A 20,222-nucleotide genomic window follows, 5' to 3' on the forward strand; every position below is an offset into this window, starting at 1 on the left:
GTCATAGATTGTTTAGCCACTGTTCTATAAGTGGTGGGTGTGGAGAGGTTCGAACTCCCGACATTCGCCTTGTAAGGGCGACGCTCTCCCAACTGAGCTACACACCCATCATAATGATGGTACTGCTGACCGACTTACTTCTCATTAAAAGTAAGTGGCGGAATGGACGGGACTCGAACCCGCGACCCCCTGCGTGACAGGCAGGTATTCTAACCAACTGAACTACCACTCCGTTGTCATAGATTGTTTAGCCACTGTTCTATAAGTGGTGGGTGTGGAGAGGTTCGAACTCCCGACATTCGCCTTGTAAGGGCGACGCTCTCCCAACTGAGCTACACACCCATCATAATGATGGTACTGCTGACCGACTTACTTCTCATTAAAAGTAAGTGGCGGAATGGACGGGACTCGAACCCGCGACCCCCTGCGTGACAGGCAGGTATTCTAACCAACTGAACTACCACTCCGTTGTCATAGATTGTTTAGCCACTGTTCTATAAGTGGTGGGTGTGGAGAGGTTCGAACTCCCGACATTCGCCTTGTAAGGGCGACGCTCTCCCAACTGAGCTACACACCCATCATAATGATGGTACTGCTGACCGACTTACTTCTCATTAAAAGTAAGTGGCGGAATGGACGGGACTCGAACCCGCGACCCCCTGCGTGACAGGCAGGTATTCTAACCAACTGAACTACCACTCCGTTGTCATAGATTGTTTAGCCACTGCTCTATAAGTGGTGGGTGTGGAGAGGTTCGAACTCCCGACATTCGCCTTGTAAGGGCGACGCTCTCCCAACTGAGCTACACACCCATCTTGCGATGGTCACTTATCAAAGTAAGTGGCGGAACGGACGGGACTCGAACCCGCGACCCCCTGCGTGACAGGCAGGTATTCTAACCAACTGAACTACCGCTCCATATTGTCGTAGGTGTTTAGCCACTCTCCTATAAGTGGTGGGTGTGGAGAGGTTCGAACTCCCGACATTCGCCTTGTAAGGGCGACGCTCTCCCAACTGAGCTACACACCCATTATCATTTGCAGTAATGGTGCCGCCACCAAGAGTCGAACTCGGGACCCCCTGATTACAAGTCAGGTGCTCTACCAACTGAGCTATAGCGGCATAAATACGTTTAAGCTGTCAATTTAGGTGGTGCCGCCACCAAGAGTCGAACTCGGGACCCCCTGATTACAAGTCAGGTGCTCTACCAACTGAGCTATAGCGGCATAAACCGTTTTGACTATCAATTTGATGTGGTGCCGCCACCAAGAGTCGAACTCGGGACCCCCTGATTACAAGTCAGGTGCTCTACCAACTGAGCTATAGCGGCAAAACCGTTTTCACATCAATTTGATGGTGCCGCCACCAAGAGTCGAACTCGGGACCCCCTGATTACAAGTCAGGTGCTCTACCAACTGAGCTATAGCGGCATAAACGCTTTTACTAACAAATTTTAAATGGTGCCGCCACCAAGAGTCGAACTCGGGACCCCCTGATTACAAGTCAGGTGCTCTACCAACTGAGCTATAGCGGCAAATCTTGCCAAAGTGTTTAAGTGGTGCCGCCACCAAGAGTCGAACTCGGGACCCCCTGATTACAAGTCAGGTGCTCTACCAACTGAGCTATAGCGGCTTAAACGCTTTTACAAATTGTATCAACCAAACTTTATATGGTGCCGCCACCAAGAGTCGAACTCGGGACCCCCTGATTACAAGTCAGGTGCTCTACCAACTGAGCTATAGCGGCAAATCAAATTGTCTGGTCGGGACGGCAGGATTTGAACCTGCGACCACTAGCACCCCATGCTAGTGCGCTACCAGGCTGCGCTACGCCCCGTTACTAACTAGAGCGCTGCCCCTGTCAGCGGGTGCGTATATTACTATAACGAATCGAAAAGGGAAGGCTTTTTTTTGATTTTTTTACATTAAATCAAAATAATCTCTCCCCACCTTTGTATCGCTAACTACTTTATATATATACAAAAATTGATCAATCGACGGCAATCCTAGTGATCACAAGGCTTTCAGAAGCGCCTTCAATTTCTCACACCGTAACCAGCCAAATAAACATACGGCGAAAAAGCCTTAAGTTTGTGTTGCCCTACTCGGTAATATTTTTACCTTGGCAACGGATCATGGCCTGATCCTACACGGCTTTAGCAGGTATAAAAAAACCGCCGAAGGGAGGCCTCTGGCGGTTTTTAGTGAGCACTATCAGCGCTTATTCTTCCATGTAACTCTCAACTTTGGACTTAAGCTTCTGCCCTGGCTTAAAGGTTACAACGGTTCGCGCCGTAATGGGGATTTCTTCCCCAGTCTTCGGGTTACGCCCAGGACGCTGGCTTTTTTCGCGCACTTCAAAGTTACCAAACCCTGATAACTTCACCTGCTCTCTTTCTACAAGCGTTTCTCTGACCGTGTCAAAAAAACTCTCAACAAGGTCTTTCGCATCTTTTTTGCTTAGACCAAGAGAATCAACTAAGTTTTCCGCTATATCTGCTTTCGTCAAGGACGCCATATCATTACCCCCGAATAACTGCTCCGAGTTTCTCAGCAAGTGCACCAGTCACTGCTTCCACAGCGCTGTTTACTTCTTCATCACTAAGAGTGTGTGAAGGATGCTGCCACGTCAAGCCCAATGCGACACTTTTTTTAGATTCATCAATGCCTTGGCCCTGATAAACGTCGAAAACAGCGACTTTTTGGAAAGCTTCACCCGCATTCGCTGTGATGACTTTCTCAAGTTCATTTACCGGCGTTGCACGATCCACTAGCAATGCCAAGTCACGACGCACTTCTGGGAACTTAGAAACACGCTGGTATTCAGGCAGCTTCGCACCTAGCACTGTGTTCAAATCGATTTCAAACACGTAAACCGCTTGGTTGGTACCAAGTTGTTTTGCTAGTTGTGGGTGCAGCTCACCAATCACACCAACACGCTCACCGTTCACTAGCACGTAGGCTGAACGGCCAGGGTGCAAGTAGGTTTCGTCCGCACGCTCGAATTCAGGCTGAGCACCTTGGTTCAAATCAAACAGTGCTTCCACATGTGCTTTCAGGTCGTAGAAGTCCACTTTTTCATTGTTGTGGTACCAACCTTCAGGGTAACGCGAACCAGCAATTAGACCTGCTACTTGATGCTTTTGATCCAGCTCATCTAGCTTGTTTACATCACCGACAAAGCGGCTACCGGTTTCGAAGATACGTACGCGTGATTGCTGACGGTTTTGGTTGTGTAGGTACACCTTTACAAGACCAGGCAGCAAACTTGGACGCATCACACCCATGTCACCAGAAATCGGGTTTTCTAGTGGCACTGGATCAATCGCAGGGAAGAACTGCTTGCTCATCACCGGATCAATAAAGCTGTAAGTCACGGCTTCCTGGTAACCCTGAGACACTAGTGTTGCACGCAGTGACTGAATCGGCGCTTTGCTTTCTGACGCAGATGTAAAGTTCACTGCCGCCGTCGGCATAGAAGAAGGTAGGTTGTCGTAACCGTAGATACGTGCCACTTCTTCGATCAAGTCTGCTTCGATCTCGATATCAAAACGATGTGACGGCGCAACAGTTACCCATTTTTCATCAGTCACTTCAACCATTTCTAGGCCAAGACGGGACAAGATGTCTGTTACTAGGTCTTTGTCTAGCGATGTTGCTAGGTATTGATCCAGCTTCTGGCGACGCAGCGTCACGTGACTCGCTTTTGGCAGGTTCGCCTGCGTGACCGCTTCGTTGACTGGACCAACTTCGCCACCAGCAATCTCAAGGATCAATTGCGTCGCACGCTCCATTGCTTTCGCAGCAAGCGTTGCGTCCACACCACGTTCGAAACGGTGTGATGAATCCGTATGCAAGCCGTAAGAGCGCGCCTTACCCGCTAATGCAAGTGGTGCAAAGAAAGCACTTTCTAGGAAGATCGTTTGTGTTTCAGCGTTCACACCAGAGTGCTCACCACCCATCACACCGGCCATCGCTAGCGCTTTTTGCTCATCCGCAATCACCATGGTATCTGAACGCAGGGCAATCTCTTGACCGTCAAGCAACAATAGCTTCTCGCCCTCTTCCGCCATACGAACCACGATAGAGCCAGACAGGTTGTTTAGGTCAAAGGAGTGCATTGGCTGACCCAGCTCGATCATCACATAGTTAGTGATGTCGACAATTGGATCAATCGAACGAATACCGCTACGACGTAGTTTTTCAACCATCCATAGTGGTGACTCTGCTTTCACGTTCACACCTTTGATCACACGACCAAGGTAGCGTGGACAGCCTTCTGTCGCCTCAACACGAATCGGGAATGAGTCGTCGATACTAACCGCTTGCGCTTCAATGGCGACAGGCGTCACATCCACTTTATTGATCACACCCACTTCGCGAGCAAGGCCAGCAATGCTTAGACAGTCAGCACGGTTTGGCGTTAGATCCACATCAATGATGCTGTCGTTTAGGTTTAGGTATTCACGGATATCTGCACCCACTGGCGCATCTGCCGCAAGCTCTAGGATGCCATCGTTTTCATCGCTGATTTCTAGCTCAGACGCTGAACACAACATACCGAACGACTCTACTTGGCGTAGCTTCGCTTTTTTGATTTTAAAATCGCCGCCTAATACAGCGCCAATTTTAGCAAATGGAATTTTAATGCCTGGACGAGCGTTTGGCGCACCACAAACCACTTGGAACTGCTCAGCACCATCAGAAACAGTACATACTTGCAGTTTGTCAGCGTTTGGGTGCGGTTCTGCTGCTAGGATTTCACCGACAACAACGCCAGTAAACTCACCTGCCGCCGCTTCCACTTCATCCACTTCTAGACCAGCCAATGTCACTTGAGCCACTAGCTCATCGCTTGTGACCTCTGGATTGACCCACTCTCTTAGCCAATTTTCACTGAATTTCATAGTTAGCCTTGGTCCTTACTTGAATTGCGTTAGGAAACGAAGATCGTTTTCGAAGAACATACGTAGGTCGTCTACTTTGTAACGCAACATCGCGAAACGCTCGACACCCATACCAAAGGCAAAACCAGTGTATTTCTCTGGATCAATACCAGACATTTCCAACACTTTCGGATGCACCATGCCACAACCCAATACTTCCAACCAAGACTCTTCGCCTTTGCTGTTAGTACGCATAATATCCACTTCGATTGACGGTTCAGTGAATGGGAAGTAACTAGGACGGAAACGTACTTTAAGATCATCCTCAAAGAAGACGTTTAGGAACTGTTGCAAAATACCCTTCAGATCCGCGAAAGAAATATTTTCGTCGATCAACAGACCTTCCACTTGGTGGAACATAGGTGTGTGGGTTTGGTCCGAGTCACTGCGGTAAACACGGCCCGGACAGATAATACGAATCGGCGGCTGATTATTTTCCATGGTACGCACTTGCACTGGAGAAGTGTGCGTACGAAGCACCGTATTCGGATTAAAGTAGAAGGTGTCTTGCATAGCTCGAGCCGGGTGGTGCGCAGGAATGTTAAGCGCTTCGAAGTTATGGTAATCGTCTTCGATTTCAGGGCCCGATGCTACGTCAAAACCGATACCACGGAAGAAGGTTTCAATTCGTTCCATAGTACGAGTAACTGGGTGTAAGCCGCCGATTTCTTGGCCTTTACCAGACAAAGAAATATCGATGGTTTCGTTGGCAAGTTTTGCATTCAATGCCGCCGCTGCCAAAGCAGTCTTACGCTCAGTCATTTTTGCTTGCACTTGCTCTTTTGCTTCGTTTACCAACTGACCGAATTTAGGACGATCCTCTGGCGCAACGTTACCAAGTTGCTTAAGAAGCGACGTTAGAGCACCTTTCTTACCAAGGTACTGAACGCGCACCTCATCAAGACCGGCCTCGTTTTCAGATGCAGCTACCGCAGCTAAGGCGTCAGCAAGAATCTGGTTTAGGTTCTCCATTTCACACTCCAAAAAATAAAATAGGGGAAGAGCGTTGGCTCTTCCCCTATCAAAGACTGCTTGAGTGAAGGACACATTACGTGCGGACTCACTCTAGGCACTACGTCTCAATTAAGCCAAGCTTGCTTTCGCTTTTTCAACGATCGCAGCAAAAACTTCTTTTTCGTAAACTGCCAAGTCAGCCAATACTTTACGGTCGATTTCAATAGAAGCTTTCTTCAGACCAGCAATGAAGCGGCTGTAAGATAGACCGTTAACACGAGACGCCGCGTTGATACGAGCAATCCATAGAGCACGGAATTGACGTTTGCGCTGACGACGGTCACGGTAAGCGTATTGACCTGCTTTGATAACCGCTTGTTTCGCTACACGAAATACACGGCTACGAGCACCGTAGTAACCTTTAGCTTGCTTTAAAATCTTTTTGTGACGGCGACGAGCCTGAACACCACGTTTTACGCGAGGCATAATATAAACCCTTTAACTAGTTGTTGACTGAAAATATCGATTAAGCGTATGGAAGCATGCGAACGATCAATGGCTTATCGCAAGATTTGATCTGCTGCATTGAACGAAGTTGACGCTTACGCTTAGTAGACTTTTTAGTCAGGATGTGACTAGTGAAAGACTGCTTATGCTTAAAACCGTTAGCGGTACGTTTGAAGCGCTTTAGAGCACTACTGTTAGATTTAATTTTTGGCATGGTAAAACCACTCTCGCATTCGTTAATGTTAAATGTAATAACAAGATCTAATCACTTAGAGACTTTTATTACTTCTTCTTTTTAGGGGCCAGCACCATAGTCAATTGACGACCTTCCATTTTCGCAGCTTGCTCTACAACACCATACTCTTCCAAGTCGTTAGCGACTCGGTGCATAAGTTGCATGCCTAGCTCCTGATGGGCCATTTCACGACCGCGGTAACGTAACGAAACCTTGGCCTTATCCCCTCCTTCAAGGAAACGTATCAGGTTGCGGAGTTTTACCTGATAATCCCCTTCCTCCGTCCCTGGACGGAATTTCATTTCTTTTACTTGGATTTGCTTCGCATTCTTCTTCTGAGCAGCCTTAGCTTTCTTCTGTTCGAAGATATGCTTACCGTAGTCCATGATTTTGCAAACAATCGGATCTGAATCAGCAATCTGCACTAGATCTAGAGAAGCCTCGCGGGCTGCTGCTAGTGCTTCTTCAATCGAAACAACACCAATTTGATCACCATCAGCACCGATAAGGCGCACTTCGGTAGCTCGAATGTTTTCGTTGATTTGAGGACGTTGCTTAGCTGCAGCACGTCCACGATTCATATTACCTTTTATAGCTCTATCTCCATTTGTTATTTACGACTACGGCGTGAGATATCGTTTTGAAGCAATTCCTCAAATTCTTGAATACTCATCACACCAAGATCGTCACCGGTACGAGTACGCACAGCAACTTGCTGGTTTTCAACTTCTTTATCACCGACAACGACCAAATATGGAACTCGTTGCAAAGTATGCTCGCGAATTTTAAACCCGATCTTCTCGTTTCTCAAGTCAAGTTTTGCACGGAAGCCCTTAGAATTTAGAGATTTCTCCAAATTCGCACAGTATTCGGCTTGGCGATCCGTGATATTCATCACGACAACCTGCTCTGGCGCTAACCAAACAGGGAACGCACCTTCCGTCTCTTCGATCAAAATACCTAGGAATCGCTCAAGGGAACCAACGATCGCACGGTGCAACATAACAGGTGTCTGACGCGAACCGTCTTCTGACACGTATTGTGCACCTAAGCGTGTTGGCATAGAGAAGTCTACTTGAATAGTACCACATTGCCATACACGGCCAATGGCATCTTTCAAAGAAAACTCTACTTTAGGACCGTAGAAAGCACCTTCACCAGGAAGTTCTTCCCAATCCAGCTGAGCATTATCCAATGCATCAGACAATGCTTTTTCCGCTTTATCCCAAACTTCATCCGCACCTACACGCTGCTCTGGACGAGTCGATAGGCGGTAAATAATTTGATCGAAGCCAAAATCCGCATACACTTCGTGCAACAATTCAATGAATGCCGATACTTCTGACTGAATCTGATCCTCAGTCACAAAAATATGGCCATCGTCCTGTACGAAGTTACGCACACGCATGATACCGTGCAAGGCACCAGACGGTTCATTACGGTGACATGAGCCGAACTCCGCCATACGGTATGGCAGATCACGGTAACTCTTCAAACCTTGGTTGTACACTTGTACGTGACAAGGACAGTTCATCGGTTTTACGGCGTAGTCGCGGTTTTCTGAATGAGTAGTAAACATGTTTTCATGATACTTACCCCAGTGACCAGACTTCTCCCACAATACACGGTCCACGATTTGCGGTGTTTTCACCTCTTGGTAACCGTTTTCAAGCTGCTTCTGGCGCATGTACTGTTCCACTGTTTGATACAGTTTCCAGCCTTTAGGATGCCAGAACACCATGCCAGGTGCTTCTTCTTGAACGTGGAACAAGTCCAGCTTTTTGCCTAATTTGCGGTGATCGCGCTTTTCAGCTTCTTCAATACGTGTTAGGTAAGCTTTTAGATCTTTCTTATCAGACCAAGCCGTACCATAGATACGCTGCAGCTGTTCATTGCTTGAATCACCACGCCAGTATGCACCGGCCAATTTCATCAATTTAAAGTGACGCATCACACGCGTGTTCGGTACGTGCGGACCACGACACATGTCCATGTATTCTTCATGGTGGTACAAGCCTACTTCTGTAACAGACTCGTCCATATCGTCGATCAACTGAACTTTGTAATCTTCACCGCGCTCTAGGAATTGAGCACGGGCCTGATCGACTGGCGTCACCTTTTTGATAACGTCATAATCTTTCTTGATAAGCTCACCGATGCGCTTTTCAATTGCCGCCATGTCTTCTGGCGTAAAAGGACGCTCGTAAGCAATATCGTAATAAAAGCCTTCATTAATGACTGGACCAATTGCCATTTTGGCAGTTGGGAACAGTTGTTTTACGGCGTGACCTACCAGGTGGGCAAATGAGTGACGAATGATCTCAAGACCTTCCTCATCACGTCCCGTTACCAAGCTCACTTCTGAATCTTCACTGATAACTTCGCAGGCATCGACCAAACGGCCGTTGATCTTCCCTGCAACGGTAGCTTTCGCTAGACCAGGACCAATGTCCTCAGCCACTTGCATTAATGTAACGGGCTCAGCAAACGAACGCTGGCTTCCATCTGGTAAAGTAATTACTGGCATTTGTTTCCCCTATCGGAGTCAGTGGTGCTCCATACGTAAGAGCACATGGAAATTTAAGCGCTATAACCTAACACTTCTTTGAGCATTTTGCGACCTTAGATGCAGATATTCACAGTTGCCACAAAACAGGCATCACCCATCACAAAAATCAACCTTTTTTTGTGCTTTTCAGCCATAGACATTCCCCAGCAAGCAGGTAAAATGGCGCTCGTTTCACAACAACCCCTCCAAGATATTTAGGCCCTATGGATCACGAAGCAATTGACAACTACTGCGTTGAGACGACTCAAGCAGAGCCAGACCTTTTGTTGGAGTTAGTCGAAAAGACTTACACCGACATGGGCTACCCGAACAAGTTATCGGGGCGCACGATTGGTCGCACGTTAAAGTTGCTAGCTAAGATCCACCAGCCTAAGAATGCTTTAGAGATCGGTATGTTCACAGGCTATTCTGCACTTTCGATTGCAGAAGGCATGCCTGAAGACGGCAAATTAATTTGCTGTGAAACCAACCCCCGCGCGATTGAATTTGCGCAGAAATTTTTCGATCTAAGCCCGTTCGGGAGTAAGATCACCCCCATTTTCGGTCCCGCTTTGGACACCATCCAAACACTCGAAGGGCCGCTTGATTTTGTTTTTATCGATGCCGATAAACGCAACTATCTCAATTATTATGAAGCGGTAGTACCACTGGTCCGCAGTGGCGGCCTCATCATAATCGACAACTCTATCTGGCAAGGACGAGTACTCTCTCCCGTAGAGAATAGCGATATAGCAGTGGATGCAATGAATCAGCGTATCGCTCAAGATCCGAGAGTGGAGAATGTCCACCTCCACGTACGAGACGGCTTAAATCTCGTTTTCAAACTTTAAAACTCATTAATTTTTGCAAGCGCCAGACATCGCCTCCCAAATAGGCGAGGTTGGCTATGCTTTGCATTTGACTGTAAGAAATTCAAGAGGCAGGGATTTTGGTTGTTTTTAAAATCACAAATAATGTCACTGGAAAGCACTACGTCGGCACCTCTTTTAACAGTGGTTTTCAGCGCTTTGAACAATACGTCGAAGCATCGAACGAAGATTTAGACTACCCACTGTATGAAGAGATTCGCACGCACGGCGTTGACGCATTCACAGTAGAAGAACTGTTCGAGACAAGCGATAAAGAAGAGCTTTACGAACTAGAGCAAGACTACATCGTTATTTACAACGCAGAAAGCCTGCGCGGCTACAAAATCGGTCAAACAACATCAAAAGCGAAATCTTTTGATCTTGGCAAAAAGGCCATGTTTGACACGAACGGCAACTCTACTGCCGAGCCCGTGAAAAAGCCGACTGCGCGTAAGGCTGCAGCAACGGCTAAAAAAGCCGCTGAAATGCCAAAAGTAGAATTACCGAAAAAAGACGCACCGAAACCAACGGCGTCCTCTTTCTTTGGTGAACTGATTGGCGAAGATCGCTTAGACAGCCCTGCAACGGGTGAACTCGAAGACCCAACTAAGCCTTCTACAATTAAGCGCAGCGCCAGCACTACCAACACCGCCAGCAGCGCGAAAAAGCCTACTACTCGTAGCGCTAGCAATATCCAAAAAATGCTACGTGAAGCTGAGAAACAAGCAAAAGCTGAGCGCACTGAAGAACTGCGCAAACAGCAAGCTGAACAAGCAGATGAGATGGCAATGATCATGGCCAAACTGGACATGACCGCTAAATCAGCAACCTCTGCCTTCCGTCGCCGTAAAGGCTAAGGCAAGTTAGCCCCACATTAAAAAGCCCCTTGGCGAGCACATCGCCAAGGGGCTTTTTTTTATGACGACCCCTTAAACGCTTAAGCGCGCGCTTTCTTTAAGGTCTCAGCAATCATAAATGCCAACTCTAAAGACTGGTCCGCATTTAAGCGTGGGTCACAGTGAGTATGGTAGCGATCAGCAAGATCCGCTTCGGTTACCTGGAATGCACCGCCGACACACTCAGTCACATTTTGACCCGTCATTTCAAAGTGCACGCCACCTGGGTAAGTTCCTTCCGCTTTATGCACCTCAAAGAACTGCTGCACTTCACGTAGCACATCGTCCACTTTACGAGTCTTGTAACCGGTACTGGCTTTGACTGTATTACCGTGCATCGGATCGCTGCTCCAAACCACTTTCTTACCTTCACGCTCAATCGCACGAATCAGGTTTGGCATACCGTCAGCTACCTTATCCGCGCCCATACGAACAATGACATTCAAGCGCCCTTCTTCGTTATTTGGGTTCAAGGTATCGCACAGACGCAGCAGGTCTTCAGGGTCCATTGTTGGGCCAGCTTTCACACCAATCGGGTTATGAACACCACGTAAGAACTCCACATGCGCCCCATCAAGTTGACGCGTACGATCACCAATCCACAACATATGCGCAGAACAGTCGTACCATTTCCCCGTCAAGCTATCTTGACGCGTTAGAGCTTGCTCATAAGGAAGCAAAAGCGCCTCATGGGAAGTATAGAATGAGGTTTCACGGAATTGAGACGTGCCTGCACCTAGACCACATGCCTCCATAAACTGCAACGCATCATCGATCTTATCTGCGATAGCTTGGTAGCGCTCACCTGCTGGACTAGCACTGATAAAATCTAAGTTCCAGCGATGCACCTGATGCAGGTCGGCAAAGCCCCCCTGCGAAAAGGCACGTAGCAAGTTCATGGTTGCCGCACTTTGGTTGTACACTTTCACCAAGCGCTCAGGATCCGGTACACGCGCCCCTTCATTGAATTCGATACCATTGATGATATCGCCACGGTAGCTCGGCAATTCAATGCCATTCACGGTTTCGCTACCTGAAGAACGCGGTTTGGCAAACTGTCCCGCCATACGACCCACTTTTACCACTGGGCATTTGCCCGCGTAGGTCATGACTACCGCCATTTGCAGCAAGACTTTAAAGGTATCTCGAATGTTATTCGCCGAAAACTCAGCAAAGCTCTCAGCACAATCACCGCCCTGTAGTAAAAACGCATTACCTTTGGCCACTTCTGCTAGGTCGGCACGCAATTGACGCGCTTCACCCGCAAACACCAATGGCGGCATACTAGACAATGTTTGTTCTACTCCAGCCAGTGCCTTGGCATCTGGGTATTCTGGTTGCTGTAAAGCCGTTTTTTGACGCCAGCTCTCTACGTCCCATGAGTTAGGCATAACACCCCTTTAAAAATTTGTTCTTTTTCCACGAATATTAGCGGGCAACTACCCACAAGATTTGTGCATCATCAGAAGAATGCGACACCACGATGTGACCCATCGCCGCATCGTAATACACACTGTCACCCTCATTCAGCTCTACCGGTTCATAGAACTCAGAATAAAATATCACGCTGCCCGATAAAACCAAGAGAAATTCTTCACCATCATGCCGCACCCACTCTTTAAATTCAGAAAAGCTTCGCGCACGCACGATCGTTTTAAACGGCACCATTTTCTTACGACTGATAGAGAAGCTTAATAATTCATGCTCATAAGTTGCGGTCGGGTGTGACTCCCCATACCCAGAGCGAGTGATATCACGACGCCCAGCAATGGAATGCTCTTGCGTTTCAACAAACAGCTGCGGTAGATCCATACCCAAACCCGCAATCAACTTTTGCACAATGGCAAAACTTGGCGACACTTGATCGTTCTCTATCTTGGACAGGGTTGAGCGCGCGATACCCGTGCGCTTACTCACCTCTTCTAAGGTCCAGCCTTTTGTCAGGCGAATTTCTTTTACACGCTTACCAAGCTCTAAGGGCTCGACGAAATGATCGGGGTCTGAAGCGGTAGCAGTTTCTAACGAGGGTCGACTTACCATCTGCATTTTTCTCCTTTACGCTCCACAAGTTTACTAAAATAAACTCGGTTGACCTATATGATAATCGACTAACTTGTTACTAATTGCCACAAAAAAGCCCGCTATCAGCGGGCTTCATAAAGAAAAATCAGATTAGGCTTTTTTCAAGCGCTCCATGGCAGGCAAACAGCGCCCCAAATCGAACCCTTTCTTCATCACTTCTGCCACCAAAGAAACAAAGGACATCTCATCTTTCTGATTGGCCAGCACCCACAATACCGATGAACGAGTACCCGTACGACAGAAAGCAAAGACCTTTTCATCTGCTTTAATCAATTCATCCTGAGCCAACACTTCTTTTTGTGACAGCGTCTTCAAATCAACCGGATTGTAAACATAACGCAATCCTGCCTGCTCGGCGGCGGCCTGAATGTCAGCACTGCTAGGCTGATCTTCCGCTTCACCATCAGGGCGATTATTGACAATGACGTCAAAGCCTTGCGCTTTCAAAGAAACCAGATCAGACACTTCAATCTGAGGCGACACAAAGTATTGTGATGACAATTCAGTAATATTCATACTGCGACTTCCTTATTAAGAACGATATAGCACTTTGATTAGATGAAAACCAAACTTGGTTTTAATTGGCCCCTGAATCTTTAATAAAGGCCCAGTAAATACCGCCTTATCAAAGGGTGCCACCATATCACCTTTACGAAACTCCCCTAGGTCGCCACCCTTCTTGCCTGACGGGCATGTGGAAAACTTCTTCGCCAGCTGATGAAAGTCAGCACCATCATCCAGTTTCGACTTTAACTGTTCCGCCTCTTGCTTGGTTTTCACCAAGATATGGCAGGCACTTGCTGTCGCCATTTAAAACCTCTTTTATTGACACATTGTAAATACACACAGAAAAAGCTGTGATACATTCGGTTAGTATAACTTGTTTAGCAACAGAGGGTAGTATGGAGCTAATGCCATCTTCGGAAGAGCTGTCGATTCTGCTAGTAGAGCCGTCTTCCACGCAACAAAAGATCATTCAAAAGGCACTCGAAGAGACCGGAGTACGTCATTTAGCGTTTGCCGACTCCATTAAGTCGGCCATATACGCCATCAAAGAGAATGAGCCTGACTTAGTCATCTCTTCCATGTACTTGCCAGATGGTACGGCAGAGACCCTGATCACCCTGATTAAAAAACACCCTGAAACTGAGCATATCCACTTTATGCTGGTCTCCAGTGAGCGCAATCGCGACATGCTGGAAACATTACGCCAAGCCGGCGTCATCGCCATACTCCCTAAACCCTTTGCGCATAAAGATTTGCAACGGGCAATCAATGCTACCCTTGACCTCAGCATGGAACAAGAGATCGACTTAGAGCTGATGGACCCTCATGAGATGCAGGTATTGATTGTTGACGACAGCCGCTTAGCTCAGAAACACATACGCCGCGTCCTAGAAAGCATGGGCATTCTCAATATCGACTTGGCCGCCAATGGCTCCGACGCACTAACGCTGATGAATGACGAAAGCTACGACCTAGTCATCACCGATTACAATATGCCGGAAATGGATGGCATCGAATTTAGCCACACCATTCGCATGACCGAGCATCTTTCGCACATTCCTATTTTGATGGTGGCCTCTAATGCCGACCAGCCTCAGCTTGCCAACATCACTCAAGAAGGCGTCGACGCCATTTGCGACAAGGTATTTGACCCCGAAACATTAAGAGTACTGCTGCACAATATTTTGGATTAAAAAAAACGGCCATAAAGGCCGTTTTTTTTAATCTCTCAAAGCTGACAATTAGCGCTTAAGCAGTGCTTCCACAATCGGCACATTGGCCTCAGGGAATGTATAATGCGCTAACTCAGAAAGCGGCACCCAAGCCACTTCCTGCCCTTCTTTACCGTGCGGCTCTCCAGCAAAATCTGTCACTTTAAAAAAGTGAAGTTCTACCGACTTATCTGAGTAATCATGGCGAATCAGCTGAAACGGCGTGGACTCTTGTACCTGAATCCCACACTCTTCTGCCAACTCACGAGCCAAAGCTGCACTTGGCGCTTCCTCTTGTTCGACCTTACCGCCAGGAAACTCCCAGCATCCGCCTTGATGCTTATCTTGTGAGCGCAGCGCAATGAACACTTGTTCATCACGCATAATAATACCCGCCGCAACACTGATAACCATTAGGTGCGGTACTCAGCATTGATAGTGACGTATTCGTGCGAGAAATCTGTGGTCCAAACAGTATCCGACGCATCGCCCGCACCAAGATCCACGACAATATGAATCTCTTCAGGGTTCATGGCTGCCTGACCTGCTTCTTCATTGTATTCAGGTGAACGACCACCCTCGCGAGCAATCTCACAACCATTAATCGTCAATGAAACCGTATCAACGTTTAGATTTTCGACACCGGCACGGCCCACGACCGCCAAAATACGTCCCCAGTTAGGGTCCGATGCAAACAGCGCCGTTTTCACCAATGGCGAATGCGCAATTTCAAAAGCCGTCTTGGTGGCATCCGACTGCACTTTCGCGCCCTTCACTTCCACCGTGACAAATTTCGTTGCACCCTCGCCATCACGCACGATGGCATGAGCAAGCTCTTGCATCACCTCAAGGAACGCCGCCGCGAATTTCGCACCATCGCCTTCGCTGAAGTCTGTGATCACAGCGTTTGCCGCCTGACCCGTTGCCACGGCGACACAAGAATCGTTGGTCGACGTATCACTATCGATGGTAATACGGTTAAAGCTCTGATCTGTGGTTTGCTTTAGCAAAGATTGCAGCGCCATTTGATCCACAGCCGCATCGGTAAAGACATACCCCAGCATGGTGGCCATATTTGGACGAATCATGCCCGCGCCTTTCGAGATACCACCAATAGTAATGGTTTCACCCGACAGCTCAATTTGACGGTAAGCACCTTTTGGCAGGGTATCCGTGGTCATGATACCAAGACCAACATTTTGCCAACCTTCAGAGGTCAAAGAAGCCAACGCATCCGGTAATACCTTAGTGATTTTCGCCACAGGAAGCGGCTCACCGATGACACCAGTAGAAAATGGCAATACTTGCTCTAGCGCAACGCCAGTTAAGTTAGCAAGGGTTTCACAAGTATGCAGAGCATTCTGCATACCGGATTTGCCAGTACCCGCATTGGCATTACCGGTATTGATCACGAGATAGCGCGGTTTAGCTTTCGCAAGATGCTCTCGACAAACTCGAACAGGCGCTGCGCAAAACTGGTTTTGCGTGAAGACACCTGCTACCGCAGAACCTTCTGCCAACTCAAAGACAACTACGTCTTTTTTGTTTGCTTTTTTAACACCTGCCTCCATTGCGGCAAAACGCACGCCGGGAATTGAAGGAATTACAGGAAAAGAACCTAATCCTACTGCCATATTGGCCTCTCGCTCTAAACTAAATGACTAAACTAAACTACCGTGACACTGCTTGTATTTCTTACCCGAACCACAAGGACATGGCTCATTACGGCCGACTCGTGGCACATCACCCGCTGGCGCAGCACCATTTGACTGGCTCGCATCAGCATCCGCAACATTCGTTGTCATGGTGGTTTTAGCTTCTTGCTCACGACGTGCCGCTTCAATCTTTTCTGCTTCTTCAGCAGACTGCACTTTCACGCGTGTTACTACCTGAATCACTTCAAATTTAATTTGATTCAGAAGGTTTTGGAACAGTTCAAACGCTTCACGCTTGTATTCCTGTTTCGGGTTTTTCTGGGCATAGCCACGTAAGTGAATACCTTGGCGCAGCATGTCCATAGTTTGCAAATGCTCTTTCCAAAGCGTATCCAGCACCTGCAGCAACACTTGCTTCTCGAAGTTGCGTAGACCTTCTGCACCGGCGATGGCTTCTTTTGCTTCGTAGTCATCAATGAAAGCCTGCAGGATTTTCTCACGCAGTGGCTCTTCGTACAGTTTCTTATCTTCTGCAACCCAAGCCTGAATCGGTAACTCTAGACCAAATTCATTACGGATGCGCTCCTCTAATCCTTCAAGATCCCACTGATCAAAGATACTCTGTGGTGGAATGTACTCATCGATTAAACCAGAGACAACATCTTCACGCATCGACTGAATCGCTGTCGACAGATCATTAGAAGCCATCATGTCGTAGCGCTGACGGTAGATCACCTGACGCTGATCGTTCGCAACATCATCGTATTCAAGCAATTGCTTACGAATATCAAAGTTGCGACCCTCGACCTTGCGCTGCGCTTTTTCAATGGCATTGGACACCATCTTATGCTCAATCGCTTCACCTTTCTCCATACCCAACGCCTGCATCATCTTCTTGATACGATCAGACATAAAGATACGCATTAGGTTATCTTCAAGAGACAGATAGAAACGCGACGAACCGACGTCACCTTGACGACCCGCACGACCACGCAACTGGTTATCGATACGACGTGATTCATGACGCTCAGTACCAATGATGTGCAAACCACCAGCTGTTAGCACTGCTTCATGACGTGCTTGCCAATCTGCTTTAAGCGCGTCTTTTTGTGCTTCCGTCACCTCTTCCGGTAACTGTGACAACTCAACCTGCAAGTTACCACCCAACACGATATCGGTACCACGACCCGCCATGTTGGTGGCGATGGTGACCGCGCCAGGACGACCCGCTTCGGCGACAATGTCCGCCTCGCGCTCGTGTTGCTTGGCGTTCAATACATTGTGCTTCACACCTTTCTTATCAAGGAAGCCAGACAACAGTTCTGAGTATTCAATCGATGCGGTACCCACCAATACTGGTCGACCCGCCTGAACATTCTCTTCGATGTCTTTGACAATCGCCTCAAACTTCTCTTCCGTGGTCATAAAGATCAAATCATTGAAGTCTTTACGTTGCACCGGTTTATTCGTAGGAATAACAATGACAGAAAGCGCGTAGATTTGTTGGAATTCGAAGGCTTCAGTATCAGCTGTACCCGTCATACCCGACAGTTTGTCGTACAAACGGAAGTAGTTCTGGAAAGTGGTTGAGGCAAGCGTTTGGCTTTCTGCCTGAATCTTAACGCCCTCTTTGGCTTCCACCGCTTGGTGAATACCTTCTGACCAGCGACGGCCAGGCATGGTACGTCCGGTATGCTCATCAACAATCACCACTTGATCGCCTTGAACAACATAATCGATGTTTTTCTGGAATACGACGTGCGCACGCAGACAAGCATAGACATGATGCAGCAACTGCAAGTTGGCCGCCGCATAAAGGCTATCACCTTCTTCCAGCATATCTTGCTCGACTAGCCAAGCTTCAACAAATTGGTGACCATCTTCGGTCAGCTCTACATTACGCTGTGCTTCATCAAAGGTATAGTGACCAACTTCTTCACCCTCTTCTTCTTGTTTAATAAGAAGGGGCGCCAGCTGGTTAATCTTACGGTATTGCTCTGAACTATCTTCCACCGCACCAGAGATGATCAAAGGCGTACGCGCCTCATCGATCAGGATTGAGTCCACCTCGTCGACTACCGCGAACGCCAGTTCACGCTGCATACGGTCTTCCATACGGAACACCATGTTGTCTCGCAGGTAATCAAAACCAAATTCATTGTTGGTACCGTAAGTAATGTCGGACTGATAAGCCGCACGCTTCTCTTCTCGCTCTTGACCGGCGTGGACCACACCCACACTCATATCCAAGAACTCATAAAGAGGACGCATCCAGTTCGCATCACGACGAGCAAGATAATCGTTCACGGTAACGACATGCACACCTTTACCCGCCAAGGCATTAAGGTACACCGCCAATGTCGCCACTAGGGTTTTACCTTCACCGGTACGCATCTCAGCAATACGACCATCGTGCAACACCATGCCACCAATCATTTGCACGTCAAAATGACGCATGCCCATGACACGGCTACTGGCTTCACGAACGGTCGCAAAAGCTTCTGGCAAAAGAGAGTCCAGTGACTCACCCTTGGCCAGACGCTCCCGAAACTCACTAGACTTGGCCATCAAATCATCATCGGTTAATCCCTTAAAGGTCTCTTCTAACTTGTTGATTTGAGAGACGACTTTCTTGTAACGCTTTACTTCTCGGTCGTTTTTAGTACCGACAATTTTTTTAATGACTGTTCCAAACATTTTTCAACACAACTTAGAATTAGAATAATTTAGAGTCTAACATGGTAAATAGCTATGAAACATGAATTATCAAGCCCTTATAACGAAAAAAGCCAGACATATGTCTGGCTTTTTGTAAATCTGTCTAAGAACTAGGCTATTGCCGCCGACTCCGTAAACGAAATCGGGTTCAAGCCTTCATCTTCTTCGAAGGTGACATATTCCCAAGCTTCTTGATTTTGCAGTAGCTCGAGAAGCAGTTTGTTATTCAAACCGTGACCCGATTTAAAGGCTTTGTATTCACCAATCACGCTGTGACCTAGTAGGTATAAATCACCAATCGCATCCAAGACTTTATGACGCACCAACTCGTCACGGTAACGCAAACCTTCATCATTCAAAACACGGTAGTCATCAAGAACTACGGCGTTTTCCATGTTTGCACCACGTGCTAGGTTATTGTTTTTAAAGTATTCAATATCTTTCATGAAGCCGAATGTACGAGCACGAGAAATCTCTTTCACAAACGTTGTGGTCGAGAAATCTACTGACGTAAACTGAACTTCTTCGTCGATCGCTGGATGCTGGAAGTCGATAGTGAACGACAAACGGAAACCATTGAACGGCTCAAGCGATGCGTATTTATCACCATCCTCAACACGGATTAGCTTTTTAATACGAATGAATTTTTTCGCGGCATTTTGCTCTTCGATGCCTGCTGATTGCAGCAAGAATACGAAGGGGCTTGCACTGCCATCCATTAATGGCACTTCACTTGAACTCAATTCAACATAACAGTTATCAACACCCAAACCAGCCATCGCTGACAAAAGGTGCTCTACTGTACTCACCGTTACTTCACCAGTGCGTAGAGCCGTTGCGAAATTGGTAGCGCCAACAGACTGAGCCGAACCAAGAATTTCCACAGGTGGCTCTAAATCCGTACGCACAAACACAATACCAGTGTTAACCGGTGCTGGCTTGAGCGTTAGATAAACCTTCTCGCCAGAGTGCAAACCCACTCCGGTAGCGCGAATAATGTTTTTAAGCGTGCGCTGACGTACCATTATATTCCTACAATATGATGACAGTTAAAATTTGCCGGAATGATACCAACAAGTGTCGTTTTATACAATT

The 20,222-nt window shown here is 47.5% G+C and carries 18 protein-coding genes and 17 tRNA genes; 3 read left to right on the forward strand and 32 right to left on the reverse strand.

The genetic code is table 11. From position 1 onward, the window contains the following. Nucleotides 1–31: 31 nt before the first annotated feature. The 24 genes from MAQ5080_RS11900 to thrS all read right to left on the reverse strand — a co-directional run bounded on the left by MAQ5080_RS11900 (nt 32) and on the right by thrS (nt 9,168). Nucleotides 32–107: transfer RNA gene (locus tag MAQ5080_RS11900), tRNA-Val, on the reverse strand. Nucleotides 108–155: 48 nt separating this feature from the next. Continuing rightward, nucleotides 156–232 (reverse strand) — tRNA-Asp (locus MAQ5080_RS11905). A 34-nt stretch (nt 233–266) separates the two neighbouring features. Beyond that, nucleotides 267–342, reverse strand: a tRNA-Val gene (locus tag MAQ5080_RS11910). 48 nt (nt 343–390) lie between these two features. Beyond that, nucleotides 391–467: transfer RNA gene (locus tag MAQ5080_RS11915), tRNA-Asp, on the reverse strand. Between the two features lie 34 nt (nt 468–501). Next, nucleotides 502–577: transfer RNA gene (locus MAQ5080_RS11920), tRNA-Val, on the reverse strand. Nucleotides 578–625: 48 nt separating this feature from the next. After that, nucleotides 626–702 (reverse strand) — tRNA-Asp (locus tag MAQ5080_RS11925). 34 nt (nt 703–736) lie between these two features. Then, nucleotides 737–812 (reverse strand) — tRNA-Val (locus MAQ5080_RS11930). Nucleotides 813–841: 29 nt separating this feature from the next. Further along, a tRNA-Asp gene (locus MAQ5080_RS11935) sits at nt 842–918 on the reverse strand. Nucleotides 919–953: 35 nt separating this feature from the next. Next, a tRNA-Val gene (locus tag MAQ5080_RS11940) sits at nt 954–1,029 on the reverse strand. A 17-nt stretch (nt 1,030–1,046) separates the two neighbouring features. Further along, nucleotides 1,047–1,122, reverse strand: a tRNA-Thr gene (locus tag MAQ5080_RS11945). A gap of 28 nt (nt 1,123–1,150) precedes the next feature. Then, nucleotides 1,151–1,226: transfer RNA gene (locus MAQ5080_RS11950), tRNA-Thr, on the reverse strand. A 28-nt stretch (nt 1,227–1,254) separates the two neighbouring features. After that, nucleotides 1,255–1,330: transfer RNA gene (locus MAQ5080_RS11955), tRNA-Thr, on the reverse strand. Nucleotides 1,331–1,354: 24 nt separating this feature from the next. Further along, nucleotides 1,355–1,430, reverse strand: a tRNA-Thr gene (locus tag MAQ5080_RS11960). A gap of 28 nt (nt 1,431–1,458) precedes the next feature. Beyond that, a tRNA-Thr gene (locus MAQ5080_RS11965) sits at nt 1,459–1,534 on the reverse strand. A gap of 22 nt (nt 1,535–1,556) precedes the next feature. Then, a tRNA-Thr gene (locus tag MAQ5080_RS11970) sits at nt 1,557–1,632 on the reverse strand. A 38-nt stretch (nt 1,633–1,670) separates the two neighbouring features. Beyond that, nucleotides 1,671–1,746, reverse strand: a tRNA-Thr gene (locus MAQ5080_RS11975). 13 nt (nt 1,747–1,759) lie between these two features. Next, nucleotides 1,760–1,836 (reverse strand) — tRNA-Pro (locus tag MAQ5080_RS11980). Between the two features lie 384 nt (nt 1,837–2,220). Beyond that, the gene (locus MAQ5080_RS11985; protein ID WP_067210537.1) at nt 2,221–2,517 is read right to left on the reverse strand and encodes an integration host factor subunit alpha; all 297 of its coding nucleotides are present in this window, start codon (nt 2,515–2,517) and stop codon (nt 2,221–2,223) included. A gap of 4 nt (nt 2,518–2,521) precedes the next feature. Continuing rightward, nucleotides 2,522–4,906, reverse strand: a complete 2,385-nt coding sequence (gene pheT, locus MAQ5080_RS11990; RefSeq protein ID WP_067210540.1) for a phenylalanine--tRNA ligase subunit beta — start codon at nt 4,904–4,906, stop codon at nt 2,522–2,524. Between the two features lie 15 nt (nt 4,907–4,921). Further along, nucleotides 4,922–5,917 carry a phenylalanine--tRNA ligase subunit alpha gene (gene pheS, locus MAQ5080_RS11995; RefSeq protein WP_067210543.1) on the reverse strand — a complete coding sequence of 332 codons (996 nt, stop codon included), beginning with the start codon at nt 5,915–5,917 and terminating at the stop codon, nt 4,922–4,924. 111 nt (nt 5,918–6,028) lie between these two features. Beyond that, a complete protein-coding gene (rplT, locus tag MAQ5080_RS12000; protein ID WP_067210547.1) occupies nt 6,029–6,385 on the reverse strand; it encodes a 50S ribosomal protein L20 in 357 nt (118 codons plus the stop codon). 40 nt (nt 6,386–6,425) lie between these two features. Further along, nucleotides 6,426–6,620, reverse strand: a complete 195-nt coding sequence (gene rpmI / locus MAQ5080_RS17275; protein WP_067210550.1) for a 50S ribosomal protein L35 — start codon at nt 6,618–6,620, stop codon at nt 6,426–6,428. Between the two features lie 68 nt (nt 6,621–6,688). Next, a complete protein-coding gene (gene infC / locus MAQ5080_RS12005) occupies nt 6,689–7,222 on the reverse strand; it encodes a translation initiation factor IF-3 (protein WP_067210554.1) in 534 nt (177 codons plus the stop codon). A gap of 29 nt (nt 7,223–7,251) precedes the next feature. Beyond that, a complete protein-coding gene (gene thrS / locus MAQ5080_RS12010) occupies nt 7,252–9,168 on the reverse strand; it encodes a threonine--tRNA ligase (protein ID WP_067210558.1) in 1,917 nt (638 codons plus the stop codon). Between the two features lie 245 nt (nt 9,169–9,413). Here thrS and MAQ5080_RS12015 point away from each other — a divergent pair, with 245 nt between their 5' ends. Both MAQ5080_RS12015 and MAQ5080_RS12020 read left to right on the forward strand, forming a co-directional pair. Beyond that, complete coding sequence (locus tag MAQ5080_RS12015) at nt 9,414–10,040, forward strand: O-methyltransferase (RefSeq protein WP_067210561.1); 627 nt, start codon at nt 9,414–9,416, stop codon at nt 10,038–10,040. A gap of 98 nt (nt 10,041–10,138) precedes the next feature. Further along, nucleotides 10,139–10,915 carry a GIY-YIG nuclease family protein gene (locus MAQ5080_RS12020; protein ID WP_067210564.1) on the forward strand — a complete coding sequence of 259 codons (777 nt, stop codon included), beginning with the start codon at nt 10,139–10,141 and terminating at the stop codon, nt 10,913–10,915. Between the two features lie 80 nt (nt 10,916–10,995). On the opposite strand, the gene MAQ5080_RS12025 is transcribed toward MAQ5080_RS12020, so the two are convergent. The 4 genes from MAQ5080_RS12025 to MAQ5080_RS12040 all read right to left on the reverse strand — a co-directional run bounded on the left by MAQ5080_RS12025 (nt 10,996) and on the right by MAQ5080_RS12040 (nt 13,846). Beyond that, the gene (locus tag MAQ5080_RS12025; protein ID WP_067210567.1) at nt 10,996–12,345 is read right to left on the reverse strand and encodes a class II 3-deoxy-7-phosphoheptulonate synthase; all 1,350 of its coding nucleotides are present in this window, start codon (nt 12,343–12,345) and stop codon (nt 10,996–10,998) included. A 37-nt stretch (nt 12,346–12,382) separates the two neighbouring features. Beyond that, nucleotides 12,383–12,994, reverse strand: a complete 612-nt coding sequence (locus MAQ5080_RS12030) for a helix-turn-helix domain-containing protein (RefSeq protein ID WP_067210831.1) — start codon at nt 12,992–12,994, stop codon at nt 12,383–12,385. A 132-nt stretch (nt 12,995–13,126) separates the two neighbouring features. Further along, nucleotides 13,127–13,552, reverse strand: coding sequence for a protein tyrosine phosphatase family protein (locus MAQ5080_RS12035; RefSeq protein ID WP_067210570.1), 426 nt, complete (start codon nt 13,550–13,552; stop codon nt 13,127–13,129). A 15-nt stretch (nt 13,553–13,567) separates the two neighbouring features. Next, nucleotides 13,568–13,846, reverse strand: coding sequence for a peptidylprolyl isomerase (locus tag MAQ5080_RS12040; protein WP_067210574.1), 279 nt, complete (start codon nt 13,844–13,846; stop codon nt 13,568–13,570). A 92-nt stretch (nt 13,847–13,938) separates the two neighbouring features. Here MAQ5080_RS12040 and MAQ5080_RS17675 point away from each other — a divergent pair, with 92 nt between their 5' ends. Beyond that, complete coding sequence (locus MAQ5080_RS17675; protein WP_067210578.1) at nt 13,939–14,736, forward strand: response regulator transcription factor; 798 nt, start codon at nt 13,939–13,941, stop codon at nt 14,734–14,736. A gap of 48 nt (nt 14,737–14,784) precedes the next feature. On the opposite strand, the gene mutT is transcribed toward MAQ5080_RS17675, so the two are convergent. The 4 genes from mutT to lpxC form a co-directional block, all read right to left on the reverse strand. Next, nucleotides 14,785–15,168 (reverse strand): 8-oxo-dGTP diphosphatase MutT, encoded by a 384-nt coding sequence (gene mutT / locus MAQ5080_RS12050; protein WP_067210582.1) that lies wholly within the window; start codon nt 15,166–15,168, stop codon nt 14,785–14,787. Further along, nucleotides 15,168–16,388: a bifunctional glutamate N-acetyltransferase/amino-acid acetyltransferase ArgJ gene (gene argJ, locus MAQ5080_RS12055; RefSeq protein ID WP_067210585.1), complete on the reverse strand. Its 1,221-nt coding sequence runs from the start codon at nt 16,386–16,388 to the stop codon at nt 15,168–15,170. Before argJ ends, mutT begins: the two co-directional genes overlap by 1 nt. Before the next feature lie 27 nt (nt 16,389–16,415). Then, entirely contained in the window at nt 16,416–19,106 is a 2,691-nt protein-coding gene (gene secA / locus MAQ5080_RS12060; protein WP_067210589.1) for a preprotein translocase subunit SecA, read from the reverse strand. Between the two features lie 131 nt (nt 19,107–19,237). After that, complete coding sequence (gene lpxC, locus MAQ5080_RS12065; protein ID WP_067210592.1) at nt 19,238–20,152, reverse strand: UDP-3-O-acyl-N-acetylglucosamine deacetylase; 915 nt, start codon at nt 20,150–20,152, stop codon at nt 19,238–19,240. Between the last annotated feature and the right edge of the window lie 70 nt (nt 20,153–20,222).

It is taken from the genome of Marinomonas aquimarina (assembly GCF_900089755.1).
GTDB classification, from domain to species: Bacteria; Pseudomonadota; Gammaproteobacteria; order Pseudomonadales; family Marinomonadaceae; genus Marinomonas; species Marinomonas aquimarina.

Excerpts from the sequence above, each read along its gene's own strand:
- MAQ5080_RS11985 (WP_067210537.1), bottom strand. The coding sequence starts at position 2,517 with ATGGCGTCCTTGACGAAAGCAGATATAGCGGAAAACTTAGTTGATTCT.
- thrS (WP_067210558.1), bottom strand. The coding sequence starts at position 9,168 with ATGCCAGTAATTACTTTACCAGATGGAAGCCAGCGTTCGTTTGCTGAG.
- secA (WP_067210589.1), bottom strand. The coding sequence starts at position 19,106 with ATGTTTGGAACAGTCATTAAAAAAATTGTCGGTACTAAAAACGACCGA.
- rplT (WP_067210547.1), bottom strand. The coding sequence starts at position 6,385 with ATGCCTCGCGTAAAACGTGGTGTTCAGGCTCGTCGCCGTCACAAAAAG.
- MAQ5080_RS12030 (WP_067210831.1), bottom strand. The coding sequence starts at position 12,994 with ATGGTAAGTCGACCCTCGTTAGAAACTGCTACCGCTTCAGACCCCGAT.
- MAQ5080_RS12040 (WP_067210574.1), bottom strand. The coding sequence starts at position 13,846 with ATGGCGACAGCAAGTGCCTGCCATATCTTGGTGAAAACCAAGCAAGAG.
- argJ (WP_067210585.1), bottom strand. The coding sequence starts at position 16,388 with ATGGCAGTAGGATTAGGTTCTTTTCCTGTAATTCCTTCAATTCCCGGC.
- pheS (WP_067210543.1), bottom strand. The coding sequence starts at position 5,917 with ATGGAGAACCTAAACCAGATTCTTGCTGACGCCTTAGCTGCGGTAGCT.
- MAQ5080_RS17675 (WP_067210578.1), top strand. The coding sequence starts at position 13,939 with ATGGAGCTAATGCCATCTTCGGAAGAGCTGTCGATTCTGCTAGTAGAG.
- infC (WP_067210554.1), bottom strand. The coding sequence starts at position 7,222 with ATGAATCGTGGACGTGCTGCAGCTAAGCAACGTCCTCAAATCAACGAA.
- MAQ5080_RS12035 (WP_067210570.1), bottom strand. The coding sequence starts at position 13,552 with ATGAATATTACTGAATTGTCATCACAATACTTTGTGTCGCCTCAGATT.
- mutT (WP_067210582.1), bottom strand. The coding sequence starts at position 15,168 with ATGGTTATCAGTGTTGCGGCGGGTATTATTATGCGTGATGAACAAGTG.
- MAQ5080_RS12025 (WP_067210567.1), bottom strand. The coding sequence starts at position 12,345 with ATGCCTAACTCATGGGACGTAGAGAGCTGGCGTCAAAAAACGGCTTTA.
- pheT (WP_067210540.1), bottom strand. The coding sequence starts at position 4,906 with ATGAAATTCAGTGAAAATTGGCTAAGAGAGTGGGTCAATCCAGAGGTC.
- MAQ5080_RS12015 (WP_067210561.1), top strand. The coding sequence starts at position 9,414 with ATGGATCACGAAGCAATTGACAACTACTGCGTTGAGACGACTCAAGCA.
- lpxC (WP_067210592.1), bottom strand. The coding sequence starts at position 20,152 with ATGGTACGTCAGCGCACGCTTAAAAACATTATTCGCGCTACCGGAGTG.
- rpmI (WP_067210550.1), bottom strand. The coding sequence starts at position 6,620 with ATGCCAAAAATTAAATCTAACAGTAGTGCTCTAAAGCGCTTCAAACGT.